This window comes from Celeribacter sp. (assembly GCF_048270365.1).
Taxonomy (GTDB): Bacteria; Pseudomonadota; Alphaproteobacteria; order Rhodobacterales; family Rhodobacteraceae; genus Celeribacter.
In genome coordinates this window covers 40636-62820 of the sequence record NZ_JBLWTA010000015.1, presented here as the reverse complement: position 1 = coordinate 62820, position 22185 = coordinate 40636, and the positions used below count along the sequence as shown (strand labels likewise).

At 59.8% G+C, this 22185-nt stretch carries 16 protein-coding genes; 6 read left to right on the top strand and 10 right to left on the bottom strand.

Translation table 11 applies throughout. The features are described 5' to 3' along the window. Positions 1 to 145: 145 nt before the first annotated feature. Both ACN0X0_RS17685 and ACN0X0_RS17680 read left to right on the top strand, forming a co-directional pair. Positions 146 to 1345 carry an efflux RND transporter periplasmic adaptor subunit gene (locus tag ACN0X0_RS17685; protein ID WP_417280241.1) on the top strand — a complete coding sequence of 400 codons (1200 nt, stop codon included), beginning with the start codon at positions 146 to 148 and terminating at the stop codon, positions 1343 to 1345. Positions 1346 to 1348: 3 nt separating this feature from the next. Then, a complete protein-coding gene (locus ACN0X0_RS17680; protein WP_417280240.1) occupies positions 1349 to 4447 on the top strand; it encodes an efflux RND transporter permease subunit in 3099 nt (1032 codons plus the stop codon). A 9-nt stretch (positions 4448 to 4456) separates the two neighbouring features. Here ACN0X0_RS17680 and ACN0X0_RS17675 read toward each other — a convergent pair. Together ACN0X0_RS17675 and ACN0X0_RS17670 are read right to left on the bottom strand one after the other, a co-directional pair. Continuing rightward, positions 4457 to 5214 (bottom strand): IS5 family transposase gene (locus ACN0X0_RS17675; RefSeq protein ID WP_417280239.1). Its coding sequence is split into 2 segments (ribosomal slippage): positions 4457 to 4878 and positions 4878 to 5214, totalling 759 coding nucleotides; the frame shifts between segments, so codons are not numbered across the junction. A 73-nt stretch (positions 5215 to 5287) separates the two neighbouring features. Next, complete coding sequence (locus ACN0X0_RS17670) at positions 5288 to 5557, bottom strand: hypothetical protein (protein ID WP_417280238.1); 270 nt, start codon at positions 5555 to 5557, stop codon at positions 5288 to 5290. Positions 5558 to 5743: 186 nt separating this feature from the next. Here ACN0X0_RS17670 and ACN0X0_RS17665 point away from each other — a divergent pair, with 186 nt between their 5' ends. From ACN0X0_RS17665 to ACN0X0_RS17650, 4 genes are all read left to right on the top strand, one after another. Further along, positions 5744 to 6277, top strand: a complete 534-nt coding sequence (locus tag ACN0X0_RS17665) for an RNA polymerase sigma factor (RefSeq protein WP_417280237.1) — start codon at positions 5744 to 5746, stop codon at positions 6275 to 6277. Between the two features lie 25 nt (positions 6278 to 6302). Then, positions 6303 to 7367 carry a FecR family protein gene (locus tag ACN0X0_RS17660; protein ID WP_417280236.1) on the top strand — a complete coding sequence of 355 codons (1065 nt, stop codon included), beginning with the start codon at positions 6303 to 6305 and terminating at the stop codon, positions 7365 to 7367. Positions 7368 to 7495: 128 nt separating this feature from the next. Beyond that, on the top strand, positions 7496 to 10297 hold the full coding sequence (locus tag ACN0X0_RS17655) for a TonB-dependent receptor domain-containing protein (protein ID WP_417280235.1): 2802 nt from the start codon (positions 7496 to 7498) through the stop codon (positions 10295 to 10297). A 71-nt stretch (positions 10298 to 10368) separates the two neighbouring features. Further along, the gene (locus ACN0X0_RS17650; RefSeq protein WP_417280234.1) at positions 10369 to 13524 is read left to right on the top strand and encodes an autotransporter outer membrane beta-barrel domain-containing protein; all 3156 of its coding nucleotides are present in this window, start codon (positions 10369 to 10371) and stop codon (positions 13522 to 13524) included. 409 nt (positions 13525 to 13933) lie between these two features. Here the strand turns inward: ACN0X0_RS17650 and ACN0X0_RS17645 are convergent, their stop codons facing one another. From ACN0X0_RS17645 to ACN0X0_RS17610, 8 genes are all read right to left on the bottom strand, one after another. After that, the gene (locus tag ACN0X0_RS17645; RefSeq protein ID WP_417280233.1) at positions 13934 to 15379 is read right to left on the bottom strand and encodes an aldehyde dehydrogenase; all 1446 of its coding nucleotides are present in this window, start codon (positions 15377 to 15379) and stop codon (positions 13934 to 13936) included. Between the two features lie 10 nt (positions 15380 to 15389). Next, on the bottom strand, positions 15390 to 16169 hold the full coding sequence (locus tag ACN0X0_RS17640) for a coniferyl-alcohol dehydrogenase (protein ID WP_417280232.1): 780 nt from the start codon (positions 16167 to 16169) through the stop codon (positions 15390 to 15392). A 12-nt stretch (positions 16170 to 16181) separates the two neighbouring features. Continuing rightward, positions 16182 to 17660: a flavin-containing monooxygenase gene (locus ACN0X0_RS17635; protein WP_417280231.1), complete on the bottom strand. Its 1479-nt coding sequence runs from the start codon at positions 17658 to 17660 to the stop codon at positions 16182 to 16184. A gap of 12 nt (positions 17661 to 17672) precedes the next feature. Beyond that, positions 17673 to 18512 (bottom strand): alpha/beta fold hydrolase, encoded by an 840-nt coding sequence (locus ACN0X0_RS17630; protein WP_417280230.1) that lies wholly within the window; start codon positions 18510 to 18512, stop codon positions 17673 to 17675. Positions 18513 to 18627: 115 nt separating this feature from the next. Next, complete coding sequence (locus ACN0X0_RS17625) at positions 18628 to 19395, bottom strand: 3-ketoacyl-ACP reductase (RefSeq protein WP_417280229.1); 768 nt, start codon at positions 19393 to 19395, stop codon at positions 18628 to 18630. Between the two features lies 1 nt (position 19396). Then, the gene (locus ACN0X0_RS17620) at positions 19397 to 20125 is read right to left on the bottom strand and encodes an ABC transporter ATP-binding protein (protein WP_417280228.1); all 729 of its coding nucleotides are present in this window, start codon (positions 20123 to 20125) and stop codon (positions 19397 to 19399) included. Beyond that, a complete protein-coding gene (locus ACN0X0_RS17615; RefSeq protein ID WP_417280227.1) occupies positions 20122 to 20880 on the bottom strand; it encodes an ABC transporter ATP-binding protein in 759 nt (252 codons plus the stop codon). The genes ACN0X0_RS17620 and ACN0X0_RS17615 overlap by 4 nt, the downstream gene beginning before the upstream one ends. Further along, positions 20877 to 22166 carry a branched-chain amino acid ABC transporter permease gene (locus ACN0X0_RS17610; protein WP_417280226.1) on the bottom strand — a complete coding sequence of 430 codons (1290 nt, stop codon included), beginning with the start codon at positions 22164 to 22166 and terminating at the stop codon, positions 20877 to 20879. Before ACN0X0_RS17610 ends, ACN0X0_RS17615 begins: the two co-directional genes overlap by 4 nt. Positions 22167 to 22185 lie beyond the last annotated feature (19 nt).

The window sequence follows — 22185 nt, the reverse complement described above, 5'->3', positions numbered from 1 at the left end:
ATTATTGGGTTACATCGCGCCCATCCGTTGATCCCGAGCTTCTGATCCGGATGCTGTTGCGTTTTCTCGCGACAGAGATGGTCTCTTTCTGCGTATAATCTTCTTGTCGCAGTAGTTTGCGCTCGAGAAAAGCGAAGGAAGCCCTATGTCTGTCACCAGAAAAATCCTGCAAGTTCCCATTTGGGTGGCGCTTGCGGTATGCCCGGTCATCGTATTTGCGCAAGCGGAGCCGACAGGCGGCGGGGTGAACGAAGTCGGGGTTATGGTGCTTTCTCAGACGGAGGTGCCCTTTACGACGACTTTGCCGGGGCGTGCCGTGGCGAAGGAGCAGACGGAAATTCGCCCGCGTGTCGAAGGTGTGATCGAAGAGATCGCCTACACAGCCGGGCAACGTGTCAAAGCGGGAGATGTGTTGTTTCGGCTCGATGCGGAGACCTATGAGGCGGCCTATGCCTCTGCCGAAGCGGCGAGAGACAGCGCAGAGGCGACATTGATCACGGCGCAGGCGGCCTATGATCGTTATGCGAAACTCGAAGGTGTGGGCGCATCGACCTCTGATCTCGAAAGTGCGCGGGCGACCTTGGCGCAGGCCAAGGCGAGCGTGAAAAGCGCCGAGGCCGATCTCAAACAGGCGCAGCTCGATCTCGACCGGGTGGAGATCCGCAGCCCTATCGCCGGCATCCCCGATGTGCCGGAGTTTTCGGTCGGCTCTCTGGTCACCGCCAATCAAAGCGATGCGCTGACCACGGTCACGCGGCTTGACCCGATCTACGTCGATGTGTCTGAAAGCTCTGCGCGTCTGCTGCGCATTCGTGAGCGGTTCAAAGAGGGGACCTTGTCGCCGGGCAAAGAGCTTGATGTCTCTCTCACCTTGGAGAATGGCGCGGTTTATGACGGCAAAGGCACATTGGTTAGCCCCGGTGTGACGGTGTCGACCACCACGGGATCGATCGATTTGCGCTTTGAATTCGACAACCCGGATCGGATGATCCTGCCCGGTCAGTTCCTGCGGGTGGATGTCACATTGGGCACGTCGAAAGCCATTCTGGTGCCGCAACGCGCAACGACCAGACAGTCCGACGGCACGCTCACGGCCTTTGTGGCCCAGGACGGCGCGGCGCATCAGGTGACGCTCAGCTACAGTGGCACAGCGGACAATGCCTGGATCGTGACGGGCGGGGTCGAGGTCGGGGATGAGGTGATCCTTGACGGGCTCTCAAATCTGACGGACGGGTCCGAGATCACCACCGTGCCGGTGACGATCAACGCCGCTGGCGTGGTCGAAGATGCGACCACGGATACGACCGCCGACACAACCACTGACACGACGACCGAGGCCGACTAAATCATGGTCCGTTTCTTTATTCACCGCCCCGTTTTCGCCTGGGTTCTGGCCATCGTGACGATCCTCGCGGGCGCCTTTGCCTTTACCCAACTCTCCGTGTCGCAATATCCCGACATCGCGCCCACCACGGTGCGCATTTCGGCAAGTTATTCCGGGGCCACCGCCGATGCGGTCGAGAACTCCGTGACTTCCGTTATGGAGAATGCTCTGACCGGCATCGATGGTGTGCTCTATATGGAAAGCACCTCGCGTGAGGGATCGTCTTCCATTTCGCTGACCTTCGACGAAAGCGTCGATCCGGTGGATGCGCAAAATGAGGTCCAGTCGAAAATCTCCCAGATCGAAAGCCAATTGCCCGACAAGGTGCAAAGTTCCGGCGTCAGCGTGTCGCGGTCCTCGTCTTCGATCCTCATGGTGGGGGCGATTGTCTCCACCGATGGCAGCTATTCGACGATTCAGCTGGGCGATATTCTCGACAATCAGATCTCCGGTCCCGTGCAGCGCACCGAAGGCGTGGGCGGGATCAACAGCTTTGGCTCGGGCTATGCCATGCGCATCTGGCTCGATCCGCTCAAGCTTGTGCAATACAACCTGACGCCTGCTGATGTGACCGATGCCGTCACGGCGCAGAACACCACTGTTTCCGTCGGCTCGCTGGGCGAATTGCCCGTGGTCGCGGGACAGCAGTTCACCGCCACGATCACCGCGCAAAGTCAGCTTACCTCCGTCGAAGAGTTTGAAAACATCCTTTTGACCACCGAAGAGGACGGCGGCACGGTCGTCTTGGGCGATGTGGCGCAGATCGAGATCGGGCAGGAGGAATATGGCTCTGACGCGCGGTTCAATGGCGCGAATGCCGCGGGTTTCGGCGTGAACCTCGCCACCGGTGCGAATGCGGTCGACACCGCCAATGCGGTCCGTGCGACGCTCTCCGATCTGGAGGCCTCTTTGCCCGCAGGCGTGGAAATTCAATATGCTTACGACACATCGCCTTTTGTCGAGCTGTCGATTGAAAAGGTCTATCACACGTTGATCGAGGCCATCGTCCTGGTCTTTCTCGTGATTCTGGTGTTCTTGCAAAAATGGCGGGCAACCATCATTCCGATTATCGCCGTGCCAGTCGTTTTGGCCGGGACGTTTGCCGTCCTCGCCGCGCTTGGGTATTCGATCAACACGCTGACCATGTTCGCCATGGTGCTCGCGATCGGGCTGTTGGTCGACGACGCCATCGTCGTGGTGGAAAACGTCGAACGCACCATCGAGGACGAGGGACTCGCGCCGATGCCCGCGACCGAGAAAAGCATGGGCCAGATCACCGGCGCGCTCGTGGGCATTGCGCTTGTGCTTTCTGCCGTGTTTCTGCCGATGGCGTTTTTCGGCGGCTCTACGGGGGTGATTTACCGGCAATTCTCGGTGACGATCATCACCGCCATGGTGCTGTCGGCGGCGGTCGCCTTGATCCTGACGCCGGCGCTCTGTGCGACGCTTCTGAAGCCCGCCAAGCATGGTGAAGGTCTTGCGCCCGCGCGCTGGTTCAACCGCAATTTCGACCGTGCAAACGAAGGCTATACGGCGGTCGTTGCACGTCTTCTCAAGCGACCTTTGATGATGCTCCTCGTGCTGGGGGCCTTTCTTTTGGGGGCTTGGGGTGTCTACACGCGCCTGCCGTCGTCCTTCCTGCCGCAGGAGGATCAGGGCGTGTTGATGGTCATGGTCAACCTCTCGGAAGGCTCCACCACGCCCCAGACCGAACAGGTCGTGGCGCAGGTCGAGGACTATCTTTTGGCCGAGGAAAGCGCGGCCGTGGACAGCACCTTTGCGACGCTGGGCTTTGGCTTTGGCGGGTCAGGTCAGAACACCGCGATGATCTTTGTGAAACTCAAGGATTTCGATGAGCGTGGAGGCGATGAACTTGCCGCCTCTGCGGTGGCGACACGGGCGACGATGCATTTTTCCGCTCTGCGTGCCGGTCAGGTGATGTTCATGCAACCTCCCGCCATTCCGGGGCTGGGCAACACGTCGGGCTTCTCCATGGAGCTTGTCGACTATGGCAACACCGGGCGCGATGCGTTGATTGCGGCGGCGGAAGAGATCGAGGCGCTCGCCAATCAGGACGGACGCCTTCAGAACGTCGATGTCTCCGGCGTCGACAACGAAGCGGTTCTCAAACTCATCATAGATCAGCAAAAGGCCGAAAGCTTTGGCGTCTCGGTGAGCGAGGTCAATTCGATCCTCTCGACCATCTTCGCAGGCTCGTCGGTCAATGATTTCGACATGAACGGCTCGCTGCGCCCGGTGATCGTCATGGCGGATGCGGCTTACCGGATGCAACCCGAAGAGATCGAAGGCTGGTACGCCCGCAACACCGATGGCGACATGGTGTCTTTCGCGTCCTTTGTGACGACCGAATGGGTCTCGGTGTCGCCGTCGCTGTCGCGGTTGGACGCGATCAATTCCATCGAAATCTCCGGCTCCCCCGCCGATGGGGTCAGTTCGGGCGAGGCCATGGATGTGATCCAGGAGATCGCCGAGGGCGTCGACGGTGGCTATGGTGTCGCGTGGACGGGCCTGTCCTATCAGGAACAGCAATCCGGCAGTCAGGCGCCCTATCTCTACGCGCTCTCCGTGCTGGTCGTCTTCCTCTGTCTGGCGGCGCTTTATGAAAGCTGGTCGGTGCCCTTTTCGGTGATGTTGTCCGTTCCCGTCGGGGTCTTTGGCGCGCTCTTGTTCGCGTGGCTGTTCGATCAATCGAATGACGTTTATTTCAAGGTCGGCATTCTGACGACCATCGGTCTGGCGGCGAAAAACGCCATTCTGATTGTGGAATTCGCGCGTGGCCTCGAAGAAAAGGGCATGGAGGTGGTCGAGGCGGCGATCGAGGCGGCCAAGTTGCGGTTGCGCCCGATCCTCATGACCTCTCTGGCCTTTATGCTGGGTGTTCTGCCGCTGGCGAAAGCCTCGGGCGCTGGGGCTTCGGCTCAGAATGCTATCGGCTTTGCCGTTCTGGGCGGGATGGCCGCGGCGACCTTCATCGGGATTTTCATGGTGCCGGCCTTCTACGTGATCATTCGAAAAATCACGCGTTCAAGAGTGGAAGGCTAGGCTCAGGACTCATAACCAGAACAGCACGGTGGCGGCTAACGCGATGGCAGAGAGAAAGACCTTCGGGCATCTGTCGTAGCGGGTCGCCACGCGGCGCCAGTCTTTAAGCCTTCCGAACATGATCTCGATCCGGTTGCGGCGTTTATAGCGCCGCTTGTCATATTTGATCGGGATTTTGCGGGCCTTGCGGCCGGGAATGCAGGGCTTGATCCCTTTGTCCCGCAGGGCATTGCGGAACCAATCAGCGTCGTAGCCACGATCGGCGAGCAACCAATCCGCCGTCGGCAGGTCGTCCAGGAGGGCCGCCGCGCCCGTGTAATCACTGATCTGCCCAGCTGACATGAAAAACCTGATCGGGCGTCCGCTGGTGTCGGTCACCGCGTGCAGCTTGGTATTCATTCCCCCCTTCGTCCGGCCTACCAGACGTTCAAGCCCCCCTTTTTCGCCCGCAGGCTCGAGGCCGTGCGGTGTGCTTTCAGGTAGGTCGCATCAATCATGATGGTCGTCGGTTCCGCCGCTTCGGCTGCCAGCCCCTCGAAGATGCGCGCGAATACACCCATCTCGCTCCATCGCTTCCAACGGTTGTAAAGGGTCTTGGGTGGGTCGTATTCCTTCGGCGCATCGCACCAGCGCAAGCCATTGCGATTGAAGAAGATTATTCCGCTCAGAACGCGACGATCATCGACGCGCGGGCGACCATGGCTCTTCGGAAAGAATGGCTGAAGACGCGCCATCTGCTCTTCCGACAGCCAGTAAAGGTTGCTCATCATGCTCTCCCTAAGTTGGAGAGCGTGAATCACGCCGCCAGCGGCAAAGCAAGCAGATTAATGGGTCCTGAACCTAAGGGCCGATGTCGTTGATCATCAGATTGCCGAGCAGGGCGAGATGGGCGGTCGAATCCCAGAGTTGATTGAACTGAGTGGCGACCATAAAGATTTCATCGGCATTATCCGCGCCCCAGGTACAGAACCGATCGGTGAAGATCGTCACCGGAATGCCGCGTGCCTTGGCTTCGCGCGCAAGCACAAGCGCCTGACGGCAATAGCGGCGCGCCTCGAAAATCGCCTGACAGGTGTCCTGCGCCACTGTTCGCCAGAACTTGAATTGCAACGCTTGGCGATCCTTGAGCGATTTGATAGACGGACGCGAAACTCGGCGCCACCTTCTGCTCAACTCAACGGCAGCTGTCCGATTGCACAGACTGATTTCTGTGCTGACAGTGGGGGATAGGTGATTGGTACGCTTGGGGGGAACTCGGGGCACATGTGTTTGCCGTGCATACGACGGAGATGTTGTATGATGCACGAGCCCCCAAAACTACGGTTTGCCACATATTGGGAAAACCGGCCAATTCTGCTCAATTATGCGTTTCGCATCCTTGGATCGCGCGAAGCTGCTGAAGATGTTGTGCAAGAAGCTTACATCCGTTTCTCCACACAGGACAGGGCCACAGAACCGACCCATCTCAAGGCCTATCTGTTTCGCATCGTGCATAATCTGGCGCTGAATTCGAGCAAACGCCGCCGGTACGAGAGGGACCAATTGCGCCGAGATGTGCCGGACTGGGGCCTGCCTGCGGCGGCGTTGACGCCAGAAGATGTCCTTCTATTCGCAGAAAAGGTACGGGGTGCGATGCAAATTGTAGAGGATTTGCCCAAAGAGCAACGCCAGGCTCTGGAGTTGCATCGCTATTCGGGGCATTCGATGAAAGAGGTCGCCCGCAGGCTCGGGGTCTCTGAGCGCAAAGCTTACAGGCTCGCGCAAGCTGCCTTGGCCACCGTTGCGCTACAGCTGCGAGGACAGACACAGGAAGACCCGCCCCCTGAGTGACATGACCTCTTAGGATATGACTTTTATGACGCCCGGTTTGGACGGGCGCGATGCGGAACGCCAATCAAAGGAAGCCTCTGTCTTGGAACAGAATGACAATAGCAACCGCGAGGTTTTCGAACAAGCCGCCGGGTGGATGTTGCAGCTGAACGCGTCGCCCGAGGATTCCGAACTGCGGGCGCGGTTTGATGCGTGGCTGGCCCAGCCCGACCATCAACAGGCATGGTCAGACGTGCAGACCGCATGGGACGCGCTGGGGGGTGTGGATGCTTTTGAGCCACATCCCGTCAGCGAAGCACATAACACCGCAGAGGTCATCTCTTTGGCGGCGCGACACGGGCGCTCGCCTGCAAAGCGCGTCATGCGCGGAACGGCACGGGCGCTCGGTCTGATCGCCGCGCTTTGGGTTGCGTGGCTCTACATTCCTTATGCGCTTATTGCTTTGCAGGCAGATCATCGCACCTCGAAAGGCCAGACTGCTTTTCTCGAAATGGCGGATGGCTCGACCATCGAGCTTGCCGGAGCCTCTGCCATCGACGAGACTTACGCCCCGGCTGAACGGCATATTTCCCTGTTGCAGGGCGAGGTCTTCTTTGATGTGGCACAGGATAAAGAACGCCCCTTTGTGGTTGATGCAAGCGGGGTGCGCATCATGGTACATGGCACTGCGTTCAATATCCGCGTCACATCTCAAAGCACGACCGTTGCGCTTCTGCATGGGGCGGTTTCCGCACAGATCGACGGGCTCTCTGAGGAGCCAGCCGTGCTCACCCCGGCGCATCAGATTGTGATTGCACAGGACACAGGCGCCTATCGCATCGAACCTGTCGCTCCCGAGGACATTGGCAGTTGGCGAGATGGACGTATTTTTCTGAGCGACGTTACCCTCGCGGAAGCCGCCGAGATCATCGGGCGGGCGCATAGCGCATGGGTTTCCATTCCTTCGGATGCCCTCGCGCGACAACAGGTCAGCGGCTTTTTCGACCTCTCTGAACCCGATGCGTCGCTGGACCTTCTGGCCGCCTCCTTCGGCGCGCATGTGCGCCATATGACGCCCTATTTGAGGGTGATTTCCGAGGGCAGATCTTAATTCTGATAAAAAAAATCAGTTTTTGACAAAAAATCGCACTTCGCGCTGACAAAATCGGCGCGGCGTTTGTCCTTAGAACCAAATGCGCACTCAAGATGCGCCTGAGAGGGACTAAGGAGAAATCGCCGATGACCGCACAAAACCTATTAAAACCCATAAGATGCGCGCGCGTCGCCCGTCGCGGTCCGCACAGGTTTGCCTTGTGGCTCACTGTGGCAACGCAGGCGCTGGTGGGGGGCACGGTTTTGAGTTTTGCGCCGGCGCAGCTTTTAGCACAATCCCAGACCCAGCGCAGTTTCGACATCCCTGCACAATCTGTGTCCTCGGCTTTGGCGCAGTTCGGTCGGCAATCCGGCACTCAGGTGGCCTTTGCGTCCTCGGTGACCAGCGGGCTGACGTCACGCGCCGTGTCCGGCACGATGCCACCGGAACAGGCGCTGACCCTTCTGCTCAATGGCACGGGCATTCTTTGGCACAATTCCGGGGCCGGTTTCGTGATCGAAAAGCCGGATTTCGGCGCGCAAATGGGGCTGTCTCTCGGAGAGGATGTCATGGTGCTCGATACCATCGTGGTGGCTGCGGGCAGTTGGGGCGCTTTGGGCGACAGCGATCGAAAGTATCAGGTCCCGGCCTCTGTCGATTACATCCCCGAAGAGGATATCCAGTGGTTTCGCGGCAGTTCGGCCGGGGATTTTCTCAAAGGTACGCCCGGCGTCATGACCGGCGACAACCGCAACAGCGGGGCTGTGGATGTAAATATTCGCGGCATGCAGGGCTTTGGTCGCGTTCCGGTGGTGATCGACGGAACCCAACAGCAGAACACCGTCTATCGCGGTTATTCCGGGGTCGCCAACCGCAACTATGTCGATCCGGACCTGATCAGCGACGTGACCATCGACAAAGGACCAAGCGCGGGCGTCTACGGCGTTGGCGCCACAGGCGGCGTGGTGGAGATGCAAACCATCGGGGCAGAGGACATCCTCAAAGAGGGGGAAACCTACGGCTTTCGGGTGCGTGGTGGATTTGCCACCAATTCCTCGGCCCCACCCGCCGAGGGGACGCGGGGCGGCATCTACGGATTTGAAACACAACGTTACCGCACGGGATGTAGCTATGATTGCGCGGTGCAAGATGTGCCTGAAGGCCTCGATGATGTGAACAGCTACGGCACGCTCGACGGGATGGACCGGCCATCGGCCTTTGAGCCCACGTCGACCAATGGTAGCGTGGCGGCGGCGAAGGTGTGGGAAGACCTTGAGTTTGCCCGCGAAATCGAATTGGTCGGGGCCTATTCGCGGCGCAAGACCGGCAACTATTATGCCGGCACGAATGGCGACACCCCCACCATCGAATATAGCGATGTTCGACTGGATTTGTCCGGCGACCGCTGGGTCGATTACACCTATGTCACGCTGGAGGGATTGAACCGCTACCGGGCAGGCGAAGAGGTGCTCAACACGTCGCAGGACAACACGTCTTACATGCTTAAGGGCAGCCTTGAGACCTTCAACGGGCAGAGGTTCGAACTTGGCTATATGCGGTATGAAAGCCTGTTTGGCGAATTGATGCCCTCTGTCATCATCCGTGGTGAAGGCGCGGAACAGGCCCCTTTGTCCGAGGTTTCCGTCGATACCTATACGGCGCGCTACAAATGGGATCGGGACGATCTCATCAACCTGAGCGCCAATCTCTGGCACACCCATACGGACACTTTGATCCGCACGCCTTATGAATTTTTCGGCGGCGAATTCGATCAGGGCTATTGGGATATTTCCAAACGCACAGGCTTTGACATCACGAATGAGTCCACGCTGCGCACCGGGATGGGAGAGGTCGCGCTGTCTTATGGTGCGTCATATACCTACGAAACGCTCGCTCCGCCGGATGATTACGACGCAGAGGGCTCTGAGGTCTCCGACGTCTTGCAGTCCCGCGATGGCTGGCGGCGCGAGGCCAGTGCCTTTGTCGCGGCGGAATGGGACCCGCTCGACTGGCTGACGCTGAACGGTTCGTTGCGCTACACGCACACCCACAGCTACGACAACAATCCGGCGCAGATTGTCGGCACGGACAGCTACGAGAACAACGAGGAAAAGAACTCCGGTTTCGCGCCTATTGCGGCGATCACGGTAGAGCCTGTGGGCGGCTATCAGGTCTATTTGCGTTATGCCGAGGCGATCCGTGCACCGAGCTTGTTTGAATCGACCGGCGGTTGGTCCTTTGAAAGCTCGCCTTCTCTGGCGCTCAAGGCGGAACATGCCAAGAACTGGGAGTTGGGCACGAATATCATGCTCGATGACGTCTTGGGCGCGGGGGACAGCCTGAGGTTCAAGGCGGCCTATTTCCACAACCGCACCGACGATTACCTGACGCGCGTGTACTATAGCGGCTCGGATACGGAAACGGGCACCGGGTCCACCGCTATGCGCAACATCGACTATGCGGAATGGAAAGGGTTTGAAGTGTCGGCCGCTTATGACACCGGGCGGTTTTTCGCGGAAGCCTCCGCGACGCATTACACCCATATGAATTTCTGCACCAAAGAGACCGACTGGCAGGCGGATCGTTGTCGTCCGGGCGGGGTGTCGAATGGCTATGCGCAACTGCATGTCACCCCTGAGACCAGCGCGACGTTGACCCTTGGCGGGCGGTTCTTGGACGAGTCCCTGACCCTGGGGGCGCGGACCTCCTATGTTGGCGCGCGCGCCTCCGGCACAAGCAGCGATGACTCCGGCTACTACACCAATATCGTCGAATGGGCCCCCTATACGCTCGTCGATCTGTTCGGCAGCTATGAGCTGAACGACAGCACCAGCGTGGATTTTAGCGTCGATAACCTCACCGACGTCTACTACATGGATGCTTTGACACTGGGTCTCATGCCTTCACCGGGACGCACGATACGCGCCAGCATCACCGCAAAATTCTGACATCCCACATGGTTTTCCCGACCGCTGCCACCGGCGGTCGGCCTTCTTCACACATCAAACGAGGACACAGCATGTCCAATATTCTCGCACAGACCCGCACTCTCGCACACACCCAACGAGGGGCCTCTTTCGCCCTTCGCACCAGTGTGTCGACCTTGACGCTCAGCCTGTTGATCGCGCTTTTGCCCGATGCAACCCGGGCGCAATCTCTCTCGCCCGCCGAATGGACCGGGGCCGTGGATGCCGACTGGCAGGAGGTCGGGAACTGGGCCGATGGCACACTTCCTGATGGCACTCAGGAGGTCAATCTGGGCTCTGGTGACATCAGCCTCTCCGGCGGGTCGGGCACAGGCACATATATCAACGTCGGCACCGAGGGTGCCGCCGATCTGACCATCGACGACGATGCATTGTTTGAGGTCGAGTGCTTTGCGATTGGCAATACGGTGGGCGAAACCAGCAGCCTCACCATCAGCGGGTCGGGCACTGTGGTCGATGCCCTCAACGCTCTGGGCGTCGGGTTTCGCGTGGGGGAGACCGGCGATGGCACCTTGACCATTTCCGACGGGGCGACGGTCCTCAACGGGGGCGCGTTGCAGATCGGATATGGCGCGGACACCTCGGGCACGCTCACCATCACAGGAGATGGCACAAGCGTCTCAGTCGGACGGATCAATATCGGTCAGAACGGGCAGGGCACGATGTTGGTCGACGATGGCGCCTTGGTCGATCTCAATGAGAGCGACCTCTATGTCACGGCGGCGGAAGGCAGCGACGGCAGCAGCCTGACGATTTCCGGCGGTGCGCAGATGATCAATGTTGATGACGCCGACATCGGCCGCTCATCGGATGGCACCCTGACCCTCTCCGACGGCGGCAGCTTGTCCATGGCTGGCTCTTTGAGAGTGGGTTCGGACACCTCCGCCGGGTCCGTGGTCGTGACCGGCGCGGGGTCGACCTTGGAGACGGATGGGAGCATCACCTTGACTGCGGGTAGTTTCGGGACATTCGATATTCTCGACGGTGCCTCCGTCTCCTCCAACACCTTTTCCCTCGGTTCGGGCCTCTATGGGGGCGAAGGGGCCGTGCTGACCGTGTCTGGTGAAGGCTCCACGCTTGAAACCGTCAACGGCTTGAGCATCGGCACCTATGGCGAAGGGGTTCTCAACCTGTCCTATGGCGGCACGGTCTCGGCGGGCACAGGCGGCGGCGACAATGCCTATCTGCTTTTGAGCAGTGACGAATTTGGAGAAGGTGTTGTCAACATCGGCGCGGTCGAGGGAGAGGCGGCGATCGAAGCCGGATCGCTCGCGGGCACCGAAAACATTCGGTTCGGTGAAGGGACCAGCCAATTCGTGCTGAACCACACGGATACGGGCCTTGAGATCGACGCCGATTTCGTCACGGCCTTCGAAGAGACCGGAACGGCCATGATCAAACAAATCGCGGGGACGACGATCTTTAACGGCAATGGTCTTGAGTATAACGGCGCGATCGAGGTGTCCGGCGGCACGGCTCTGTTCACGGACAGCTTTGGCGGTGCGATCTCGGTCTCCGATGGGGGCACTTTGGGTGGAACCGGATCGCTTGGCTATACGGAGATCATCATCACCACCACATATTTCGATTTCGACACCTATGAAATGGTCACTGAAACCGAGATCACGCAAGAGTATTACACCGCGACGATCGGGTCGGGTGGCACACTGGCGCCGGGGCTGACGAATGAGATCGGCGCGCTGAATTTTGCGGGCGATCTGGTGTTTGAGGACGGCTCGACCTTCCTGGTCGATATGGGTGAGAACGGCGTCAGCGATCAGGTCACGGTCGACGGCGCCATCACCATCGACGCAGGCGCGCAAATCGCGGCTGTGGTGCAAAGTGGCATCTCCTATCTGGAGGGCTGGGAATATACCGTTCTGAGCGGCGAGAGCCTTGCGGGCACGTTCGCAGACATCAGTGAGACCGGCGACTATGCCACCTTTACCGCCACCTATAGCGATACGGATCTGACACTGACGATTGGCGAGGCCGTGGATCCCGGCGACGACCCGGATGACGGCTCAGGGTCGGGAGACGATGACACGCCCACAGGACCGGACTTCACCGCCACCGCCCAGACCGCGAACCAAGTCGCAGTCGGCACCGCGATCAACGCCATGAGCGAGAGCAGCGATCTCTACAACACGCTCTATCTCGTCCAGTCCGGCGGCACGGCCGAGGCCCTGGATCAGCTTTCCGGGGACATTCTCGCCACGACCCGCAGTGCGATGATTTCCGATGGGACTTTGATGCGCGATGCCATGGGCGCACGCCTTCTGGCGCTTGAAACCTCGCGCGAACAGGGCGATTTCGTCTCCCAAGGCGGGGGTTTCCAAGAGCCCTATCGCACCAATCGCCTGACGCCCTGGGCCGCCACCTATGGTGCCTGGAGCGATCTGGACGGCGACGGTGAGGCGCAAGACGTCGAGCGCATGGCGCATGGTCTCGTCATGGGGCTCGATGGCACCGGGTTCGATGATTGGAACATCGGCTTGATGGCCGGCTTTGGCTATGCCTCCTATGACAGTGAGCGTTCTGATGTGTCGAGCGACAGCTATCACCTCGGTGCCTATGCCGGCAAAAACTGGGGCGCCTGGACGCTGCGTTCTGGGATTTCGTGGAGCCAGAACGATTTGCGCAGCAGCCGCAGTGTCGAGATCGCGCAGATTTCCGGGACCAGTTACACCGATACTCTGACCGGGTCTTATGAGGCGAAGACAATGCAGGCCTTTGGCGAAGTGGGCTATGGGTTTGAACGCGGCAACACACGGTTTGAACCCTTTGCCAATCTGGCGCTCATGCGGCTTGAGACAGATGGGTTCACGGAGACGGGCGGCGCTGCGGCTTTGACGGTCGAGGGCGACACCAGCAAGACCACCTTCACCACGCTGGGCCTGCGCGCCGATCACGCGCTGGCGCTCGGGGTTGGATCCGCGCGGCTGTCCGGCACTCTGGGCTGGCAACATGTCTTTGGCGACACCGACTTTACCTCTGTGCATAGCTTTGTCGACAGCGACAGCTTCACCGTGACGGGCGCGCCTCTGGAGCGTGACAGTGCAATCGTGAAAGCGGGGGTCGATGTTCAATTGTCACCCGGTTCCGTTCTGGGACTGTCCTATGAGGGCGCCTTTCAATCAGGCTTCGCATCGCACGGTCTGGGCGCACGCCTCGATCTCCAGTTCTGAGGCGTTGCATAGATATCAGCCTCCCGGCAACAGGCCGGGGGGATTGCCTTACAGCCATGCCATTGGTTTTCAGCAGTTTTGAGATGCGAAGAGCTGTGTTGGATGAAGCATATCGGAGATAATTTCAGGATTTCGCAAACCAATGGGGTCTGACCCCAGTTGTATCGTCTCAGCGCATGGTCGAGATATTTTCGCAGAACATGTCATTATCGCGTCCCATCAAACGGTGCGATCATAGGCCGTAAACAGGCTTTGGTGGGCTGTCGCTCGGGAGGGGTTTGTGCTTTAGGTCCTTGTCCAGACCTGCCGCGAACTTCGTGCCGCGGTGATGGAAATGTCGCACGACATCGCGCCACTTATAAGATCAGCGGCGCACCTCTGCGCGCCGCTGATCGTGTCCTGTCCGATTTTAGAACGGATAATGCTGTTTCGGATCTTCGATGGTGATCCAGCGGGTGACCGTGAACTCATTGATCCCGAGCTTGCCACCAAACCGTCCAAAGCCCGAGTCCTTCACGCCGCCGAACGGCATTTGCGGCTCGTCCGATACCGTCGGCCCATTGATGTGGCAAATGCCGCTTTGAATGCGATTTGCCGCGTCCATCGCCTTGGTGATGTCCTGTGAGAACACCGCCGAGGACAATCCGTATTCCGTGTCGTTGGCGATCGCAATGGCCTCATCGGCGTCTTTCACCCGGATGATCGATTTCACCGGACCAAAGCTTTCCTCGGCATAGATACGCATCTCGGGCGTCACACCGTCGAGCAAAGTGGCCGCATGGATCGCACCGTCGCGGGTCCCTCCGGCGACGAGTTTCGCGCCTTTCGCGGTAGCGTCTGCGATCAAGGCATCCATCTTTTCCGCTGCAGATTCCGTCACGAGAGAGCCCAGAACGACCTTTTCGCGCGGGTTGCCATAGGGCAGGCTCGCGGCCTTGGCGGCGAGTTTTTCAATGAACGCATCGGCCACGGCCTCGACCACAATGATGCGTTCCGTCGACATGCAAATCTGGCCCTGGTTCATGAACGACCCGAAAATGGCCGCATTCACAGCGCCGTCGAGATCGGCATCTTCGAGCACAACGAAAGGCGCCTTGCCGCCCAGCTCCAAGAGTACCGGTTTGAGATTTTCCCCCGAAAAACGCCCGATAATGCGTCCTACATTTGTAGAGCCGGTGAAATTGACGTGCCGCACCGCGGGGGCCTCGATGAGCGCTTTGACCACATCAGCGGCATCTTCGGGCGCGTTGGAGATCACGTTGATCGCCCCCGCCGGAAGCCCCGCCTCGACCAGACATTCGCCGATCAGACGATGCACTTTCGGGCACATTTCGGAGGACTTAAGCACCACCGTATTGCCACAGGCCAGCGCCGTCGCCACCGCCCGCGTGCCCAAAATCACAGGTGCGTTCCACGGCGCGATCCCGAGGCACACGCCCCGCGGCTTCGCCACCGCCAGCGCCAGGCTGCCCGGTTTGTTCGAGGGGATCACCTCGCCGCCGATCTGCGTCGTCATCGCGCCCGCTTCGCGCAGCATGCCGGAGGCGAGATGCACGTTGAACCCGGCCCAGATCTCGGTCGCGCCGGTTTCGGTGACCATGGCCTCGACGAACTCGCCCGCGCGGGCCTCCATAATGTCGCCCGCTTTGACCAAAATCTTGCGCCGCGCCTCAGGTCCGGTGGCGGACCACTCTGCAAAGGCGGCCTCAGCGCTGGCCACGGCCTTAAGCGCATCCGCGACAGAGGCCGCGGCGGCCACGGTGGCCACATCGCCCGTCACCGGGTCGATGCGATCATAGGTTTTTGCCCCTTCGGCGGCCACATCCGCGCCGCCGATCAACAGATTCAAACTCATTGACATCTCCTTAGTTCAGCCCGTTCGACGTGGCTTCGATATGCGCGCGCATCCCGCCATCGGTGGGAATATTCACGCCCCGCAGCCAGACGGACCCATCGGACAACAGGAAGGTCACGACAGGCGCGATGTCGGTCGGCGTGCCGGGACGATCCATGATGCGCATGTCCTCTTCGGCGCGTTCGCCAAGGGTCTCCAAGAAATCGCCCAGGATTGGCGTGTCCACCGGGCCGGGGCTTACGGAATTCATCCGAATGCCACGCTCGCGCCAGGTCCAGCGGTTTTCATGGGTCCATGCCACAAGCGCTTGTTTCGTAAAGAAATAGCTGTTCTCGGCGGTGATGTCATGGGCGGTGCAGAACTCGGCGACGCCGCCAAAGGTCAGCCCTTCGGTGGCTCTGATCTTGGCGACTTCGCCTTCCCAGCCCAGCCCCGCCAAAGAGGCGAGATTGACGATGGAGGCGCCGTCACTGAGGCTGTCCACCAGCCCCAGCGTGAGCTTTTTGAGCGCCAAGAGATTGACGGTCACCACGACCTCTTTCGGCGCGGTCGGCGGCACGCCCGCGATATTGGCAAGCCCGTCGGCTTTCACCGATTTGAGCTCATCGATCAGCGCATCGAGCGCGGCCTCATCGGTCAGATCGACCTGATGAAAGGCGTCCAGCTCAACACTGGGCGCGTTGCGGTCGATGCCGATCACCTTGCCGCCCGCCGCCTTGATCTGTTTCGCGGTTTCCTGACCGATGCCCGACGAGACACCCGTCACGATGATGGTATTGTTTTTCAACATGAAATTCACTCCTCACTCAGCCGCCACAGGCGCGCTGTTCATCATGTAACCTTCCGGGTGGAAAGTTCCATTCTCGTCACGGAAACTATGCGCGAAATCGGGCCAGACCAGCGTCAGACGACCGGAGCGGTCATCCACGTACCAAGATTTACAGCCACCGGCGAGCCAGACGGTGCCCTGAGACATCCGGTCGATCTTGTCCATATAGGCGTCTTCGGCCTCGCGTTTCACTTCGATCACCTCGACCTTTTGGCTCTCGATCGCATCGAGCGCGCCGAGGATGTAATCGACCTGCGCCTCGATGATATAGACCACCGAGTTGTGGCCGAGACCGGTGTTCGGACCGTTGATGATGAAGAGGTTCGGATAGCCGTTGACCGCAATCGAGTCGTAGGCCTGCATGCCGCGATCCCAATGGGCGTCGAGGCTGATGCCTTCGGTGCCAAAGATGCGGGTGGCGAAGGGCGGGCGCACGGCCTCGAACCCGGTTGCGAAGACCAGCACATCGAGATCGTATTCCGTGCCGCTTGCCGCGATCGCCTTGCCGTTGTCGACCTTCTTGAGCGCGGAGGCCTCAAGCGTGGTGTTCTCGGCAGACATGGCCGGATAGTAGGTGTTGGAGATCAACAGACGCTTGCAGCCGATCTCATAATCCGGGGTCAGTTTGGCGCGCAGCTCCGGGTCTTTGACGTTGTCCTCGCGGTGCCGCACAGCGAGCGCCTTGGCCTCATTGAGGAAGCGCGGAATGTTGCGACGCTGGGCAAAGTTGAATTCCCCGGCCCAGAAAATTTCCGAACGAATGTCCTCGATCACCGACGGATCGCGACGGCACATGCGGCGCTCGCCCTCGCTATACGCACGATCCCAGCGCGGGATCATGTAAGGTGCGGAGCGTTGGAAGACGACCAGTTCAGAGGCGAGTTTCTGCATCTCCGGGATGATCTGAATGGCCGAGGCGCCGGAGCCCACGACACCGATGCGCTTGCCCATCAGATCGACGGAATGGTCCCAGTTGGCGGAGTGGAACACATCGCCCTCAAAGCTGTCGAGCCCCTCGATATTGGGCATGTGACCATCCGCCAAGTGACCCGTCCCGGTGATCAGGATTTTAGCCTCATAAGTGCCTTTGGAGGTCTCGACGACCCAGCGTTTCTTGGTCTCGTCCCAAGTGCTTTTCAGCATCTCCGTGTGGAAATGGATGTGCGGCAGGATGCCTTCGTCCTCGGCGCATTTGCGGATGTACGCCTGAATTTCGCCGCCCGGAGAGAACACGCGGGTCCAGTCGGGATTGGGCAGATAGCTGTAGGAATAGAGGTGGCTGGGCACATCACAGGCGATGCCCGGATAGTGGTTATCGCGCCAAGTGCCGCCGACGTCTCCGGCGCGCTCAATGGCGATGAAATCTTCGCGTCCGGTGCGTTTAAGCTGGATCGCCATGCCGAGGCCCGCAAAGCCGGTGCCGATGATCAGAATTTCGGTTTCAGTCGTCATTTGGGTGTCTCCTCAGGGTTTCTGGGCCGGGATGATCGCGCCTGCCTCATATTGATCGGGCTGGGCGGAGAACCGGTCGACATAGTGGAAAAGCTCGGCGGCGCGTTCGTGAACGACGGCGTGACCCGAGGGGATCTCGGCGTAGCGCGCGTCTTCGATGGCGCCGAAAAGCTGTTTGGAGTGATGTTTCGGCACCATCATGTCAAAGGTGCAGCCGATCACGAGGGTCTTCGCCGTGATGGTTTCGCACGCGGCGGCGATGTCGATGCGGGTGTTCAGATCCATCTGTTTGTCGACGAAAGCGCTCATCTTGAGCATGCCCGCGGCGGCTTTCATATCCTCAAGCGTCTTCATGTTCATGAAGGCCGGCGAGAAGGCGCAGAAGGTCATGTATTGGGTGATCGAGGCACTGTCCTGATCGCGGAGCTGTCGCCAGACATCGTTGCGCATTTTCTGATGCGTGTCGGTTTTGAGCCAGCCTGCGGCGAGGATCAGGTTCTTGATCTTCGCTCCCATCTCGGCGGCGATTTTTGCGGCCACACAAGCCCCCAAAGAATAGCCCATGAGCGTGACCGGACCCTCTGGCACCTCAGCCTCGATCACCGCTTTGACCTGTGCGACCAGATCGGCCAACTCGACCGTGTCGCCCGCCGGTTCGGACCAGTCGAGGGCGATGACCTTTTGACGATAGGCCATCATCGGGAAGATATAGCCATAATGACCGTCGATGGAGCCCGCCGTGCCATGCACCAGCACAAGCGGCAAACGGTCGTTGTCCGGCCCGGCCACACGGTAACGCACGGCCACGCCGCCGACCGTCACTTCGCCGTCGCGGTAAGGTTGATCGAGCATGTTCAAATCTCCTTTGCTCAAAGCTTCCCCGTCCGTTGCCCGTAAGGCATCGGGGCCGATCCGGTGGGCCGGTCGGGGGAAAAGGGTGTCAGGGTCGGGGCAAAGCCCCTTAGGGTCAGGCGGTGGGGATGTGATACCCCCCGTCCACGTAAATCGGTTGTCCGGTCACATAGGGCAGGGCGCCAGACGCGAGCGAGGCGGCCACGGTGCCGATGTCGGAGGTCTCGCCCCAGCGTTTCTGGGCGACCTGACCGGAAGAGATATAAGCGTCGATTTTGTCCGTCGGCGCGGAGCCAGTCATTTCGGTGCGGATAAAGCCCGGACGGATTTCATGCACCGCAATGCCATGCGCGCCGAGACGGTCGGCGTAGAGTTGCGCCACCATCGACAGGCCCGCTTTCGAGACGCAATAGGGGCTTCGGTCGGTCGAGACATGGGTGGCGGCGATCGAGGTGATGAAGGTGATGGAGCGATAGCTCTCCACCTCCCGCGCGATCATGCGTTTCGCCATGGCTTGGGTGAAAAAGAAATTGCCGCGCAGGTTGACGCCGAGGTTTTTATCAAACGCCTCCGCGCCGAGGTCGAGAATGTCCGTGAGCGGACGCGCCGCGATGCCTGCGTTGTTCACCAGCGCATCGACGGGTCCAAGCGCCTCTTCGACCGCTGCAATCGCACCCTCATGGGCCGAGAGATCGGAGAGGTCCATCTGGCCGAAATAGGCTTTCGCGCCAAGCGCTTCGATCTCTTTGACAACCGCGTCGGATTTCTCATCGGTGTCAATATCGAGCCCGGCGACGTCAAAGCCCGCCTTGGCCATCGCCAAAGCAATGCCACGTCCAAGCCCCTGACGGGCGCCGGTCACAAGAGCAACAGGTCGGCTCATCTTATACCTCCAGCCATTCGGCGCGCACCTCGGGGCTGTCCATCAACCCTTTGGGCGTGCCTTCGAAAACGATTTCACCATGTCCCATGACGTAGAGCCGGTGAGAAATATCGAGTGCGATCACGAGTTTCTGTTCGACCAAAAGGATCGACACGCCTTTCGCGGCGATGCGCTCCAAAAGCTCACCGACAGCGGCGACCATTTTCGGCGCGAGGCCCTCGGTCGGTTCGTCCACCATGATCAGGTCTGGGTCGCCAATCAGCGTGCGGCAGATGGTGAGCATCTGCTGCTCGCCACCCGACAGCGATCCGGCATTGGTCTCGGCGCGGGTGCGCAGGACGGGGAAGAGATCAAAGATGTCTTCCATGGTCCAACGGCCTTCGCCTTTGGATTTCAGCCCCAGAATGAGGTTTTCGCGCACCGTCAGATCGGGAAACACATCGCGGCTTTCCGGCACGTAGCCGATGCCCGCATAGGCGATCTTATGCGGCTTTTGCCCGCCAAGCGCCTGTCCGCCAAAGGACACTTCGCCCTTGGTGGTCACGGCCGCCATGATCGCTTTCAAAAGAGTCGAGCGCCCGGCGCCGTTGCGGCCCAGAAGCGAGACGATCTCGCCACGTTTGACCTCAAGGTTCACACCATGCAGGATGTGGCTCTTGCCATACCACGCTTGCAGGTCTTTGACGGACAGGAGTGTTTCCGCCTCGATGTTCAGCTCAAGCTTGGTCATGCTGCATCCTCCTCGCTCGCGCCCAGATAGGCCTCCTGCACCGCAGGGTTGGCGCGGATTTCTTCAGGCGTTCCGGTGGCGATGATCTCGCCGTAGACCAAAACGGAAATCCGGTCGGCCATTTCGAAAATCACGCCCATGTCGTGTTCCACCATCAGCAAGGTTTTGCCCTCGGTCACCTTCATGATGAGCTGCAACGCCGCATCGGTTTCCGAATGGCTCATCCCCGCCATGGGTTCGTCGAGCAAAAGCGTGTTGGCCCCCGAGGCGACCGCCAGACCCAGTTCCAGAGCGCGCTGCTCGGGGTAGGTCAGGCTGTCGGCGGTGTCGTGCGCGCGGTGGGTCAGGCCAAGCTCGTTCAATAGGCGCTCGCACTCCGCGGCCACATCCTTGAGGGATGAGGTTGGACGCAGCAGCGTATAACGATGCCCGAGTTTCCAAAGCACGGCACAACGCAGGTTTTCCGTCACCGTCATCTGAGGAAAGATGTTGGTGATCTGGAAACTGCGCGACAGTCCCGCGCGCACGATTTCTGCGGGCGGATGGCCCGCGATGTTCTTGCCGTCAAACAGGATCTGCCCGGAAGTGGGGGTGATCCGGCCCGAGATCAGGTGAAACAGCGTCGATTTCCCGGCCCCGTTCGGCCCGATCAGCGCATGACGTTCGCCTTTGCGCAGATCTAGGTTCACGCCGCGGATGATTTCCACCGGGCCGAAAGATTTGCGCAGGTCCTTGATTTCAAGTGCGTTGGTCATGCCATCTCTCCTTTGCCGAGGCTGTGGCGGAGTGTGTCCAGCCGGTCGAGAAGCGGGCGCATGGTCAAAACGCCACCCGCAACCAGCACGAAACCCAACCCCCAGGACAGAACGGAGGTGGCATTGAGCGGCAGCCAAAGCACCATCATTTGCGGCCCAAGCCCCGCATCGAGTCCGGCACGATATGCCAGCTCGGTCAGAACGATAATGCCGACAAGTGTGGCGACACCCGCGAGACCGATCAGGGCGAGAAGCGGGGCCTGCACTTTGAAGGTGCCGGAGCGCATGAGGGTCACGCCGGACATCAGCATCCCGGCCAGACCCGCAGGCTGCACCATCACCACGAAGATGAACAAAAGGCCGAAATACATCATCCAGGCGGAGGAAATATCCGACAGCCAGATTTTCATCAGACCGATGACAATCGCGCCCAAAACCGGACCGAAGAAATGTTTGGTCCCGCCGATATAGGTCATCAAGAGTACCAGCGTCGAGGTTGCGGCGCCCAGCTCATTGACCGTCATGATCTCGAAGTTCAGCGCGGCGAGAGAGCCCGCCACACCGGCGATGGCTGCGGCGATGGCATAGGCCAGCATGCGCACACGTTTGGCCGAAAACCCAAGAAATTCAACACGTTCTGCATTGTCGCGCACGGAGTTGGCCAAAAGGCCCAGCGGGGTTTTCGAGAAGAAATACAGAAGCGCTGCGCAGATCAGGAACCAAACCGCAACGATGACATAGATGTCCAGGGTCGGGCCGTAATCCATACCGAAGGAGGCGCCAAGGTCCATGCGGTCCATGGAAATGCCTTCTTCCGATCCGTAGATCGACGGGAAAAGCGCGGCTGCGGCATAGACCAGCTCGGCAAGCCCCAGCGTGATCATGGCAAAGGGCATCCCGCCCCGGCCGGAGGCGAGCCAGCCGCCGAAGAAGCCGAGGACAAGCGCCCCAGCCGCACCTATGAGCGGCACGAGCGGTAGCGGGAAATTCCACCCTGCATCGGCCATATGCAGCACGGCATGGGTGGCGATGAAACCGCCGAGGCCAAAGAATGTGCCATGGCCGAGAGACAAAAGTCCGGTCTGGCCCAAAAGCACATTATAAGAGAGCGCAAAGATCGCCATAGTGCCGAGATAGTTCAGCGTGGAGATCATCGAATTGCTGGTGAAGATCATCGGCAGAAGCGCGAGGGCAACCGCGATGGCGGCCCAGGGCAGGCCGGAGATAAGGCCTGATTTCTGAGGAGTACTGGTCTGCTGCGGAGTTTCAACTGCGTTGACTGACATTGTTCTTATCCTTTCCGCA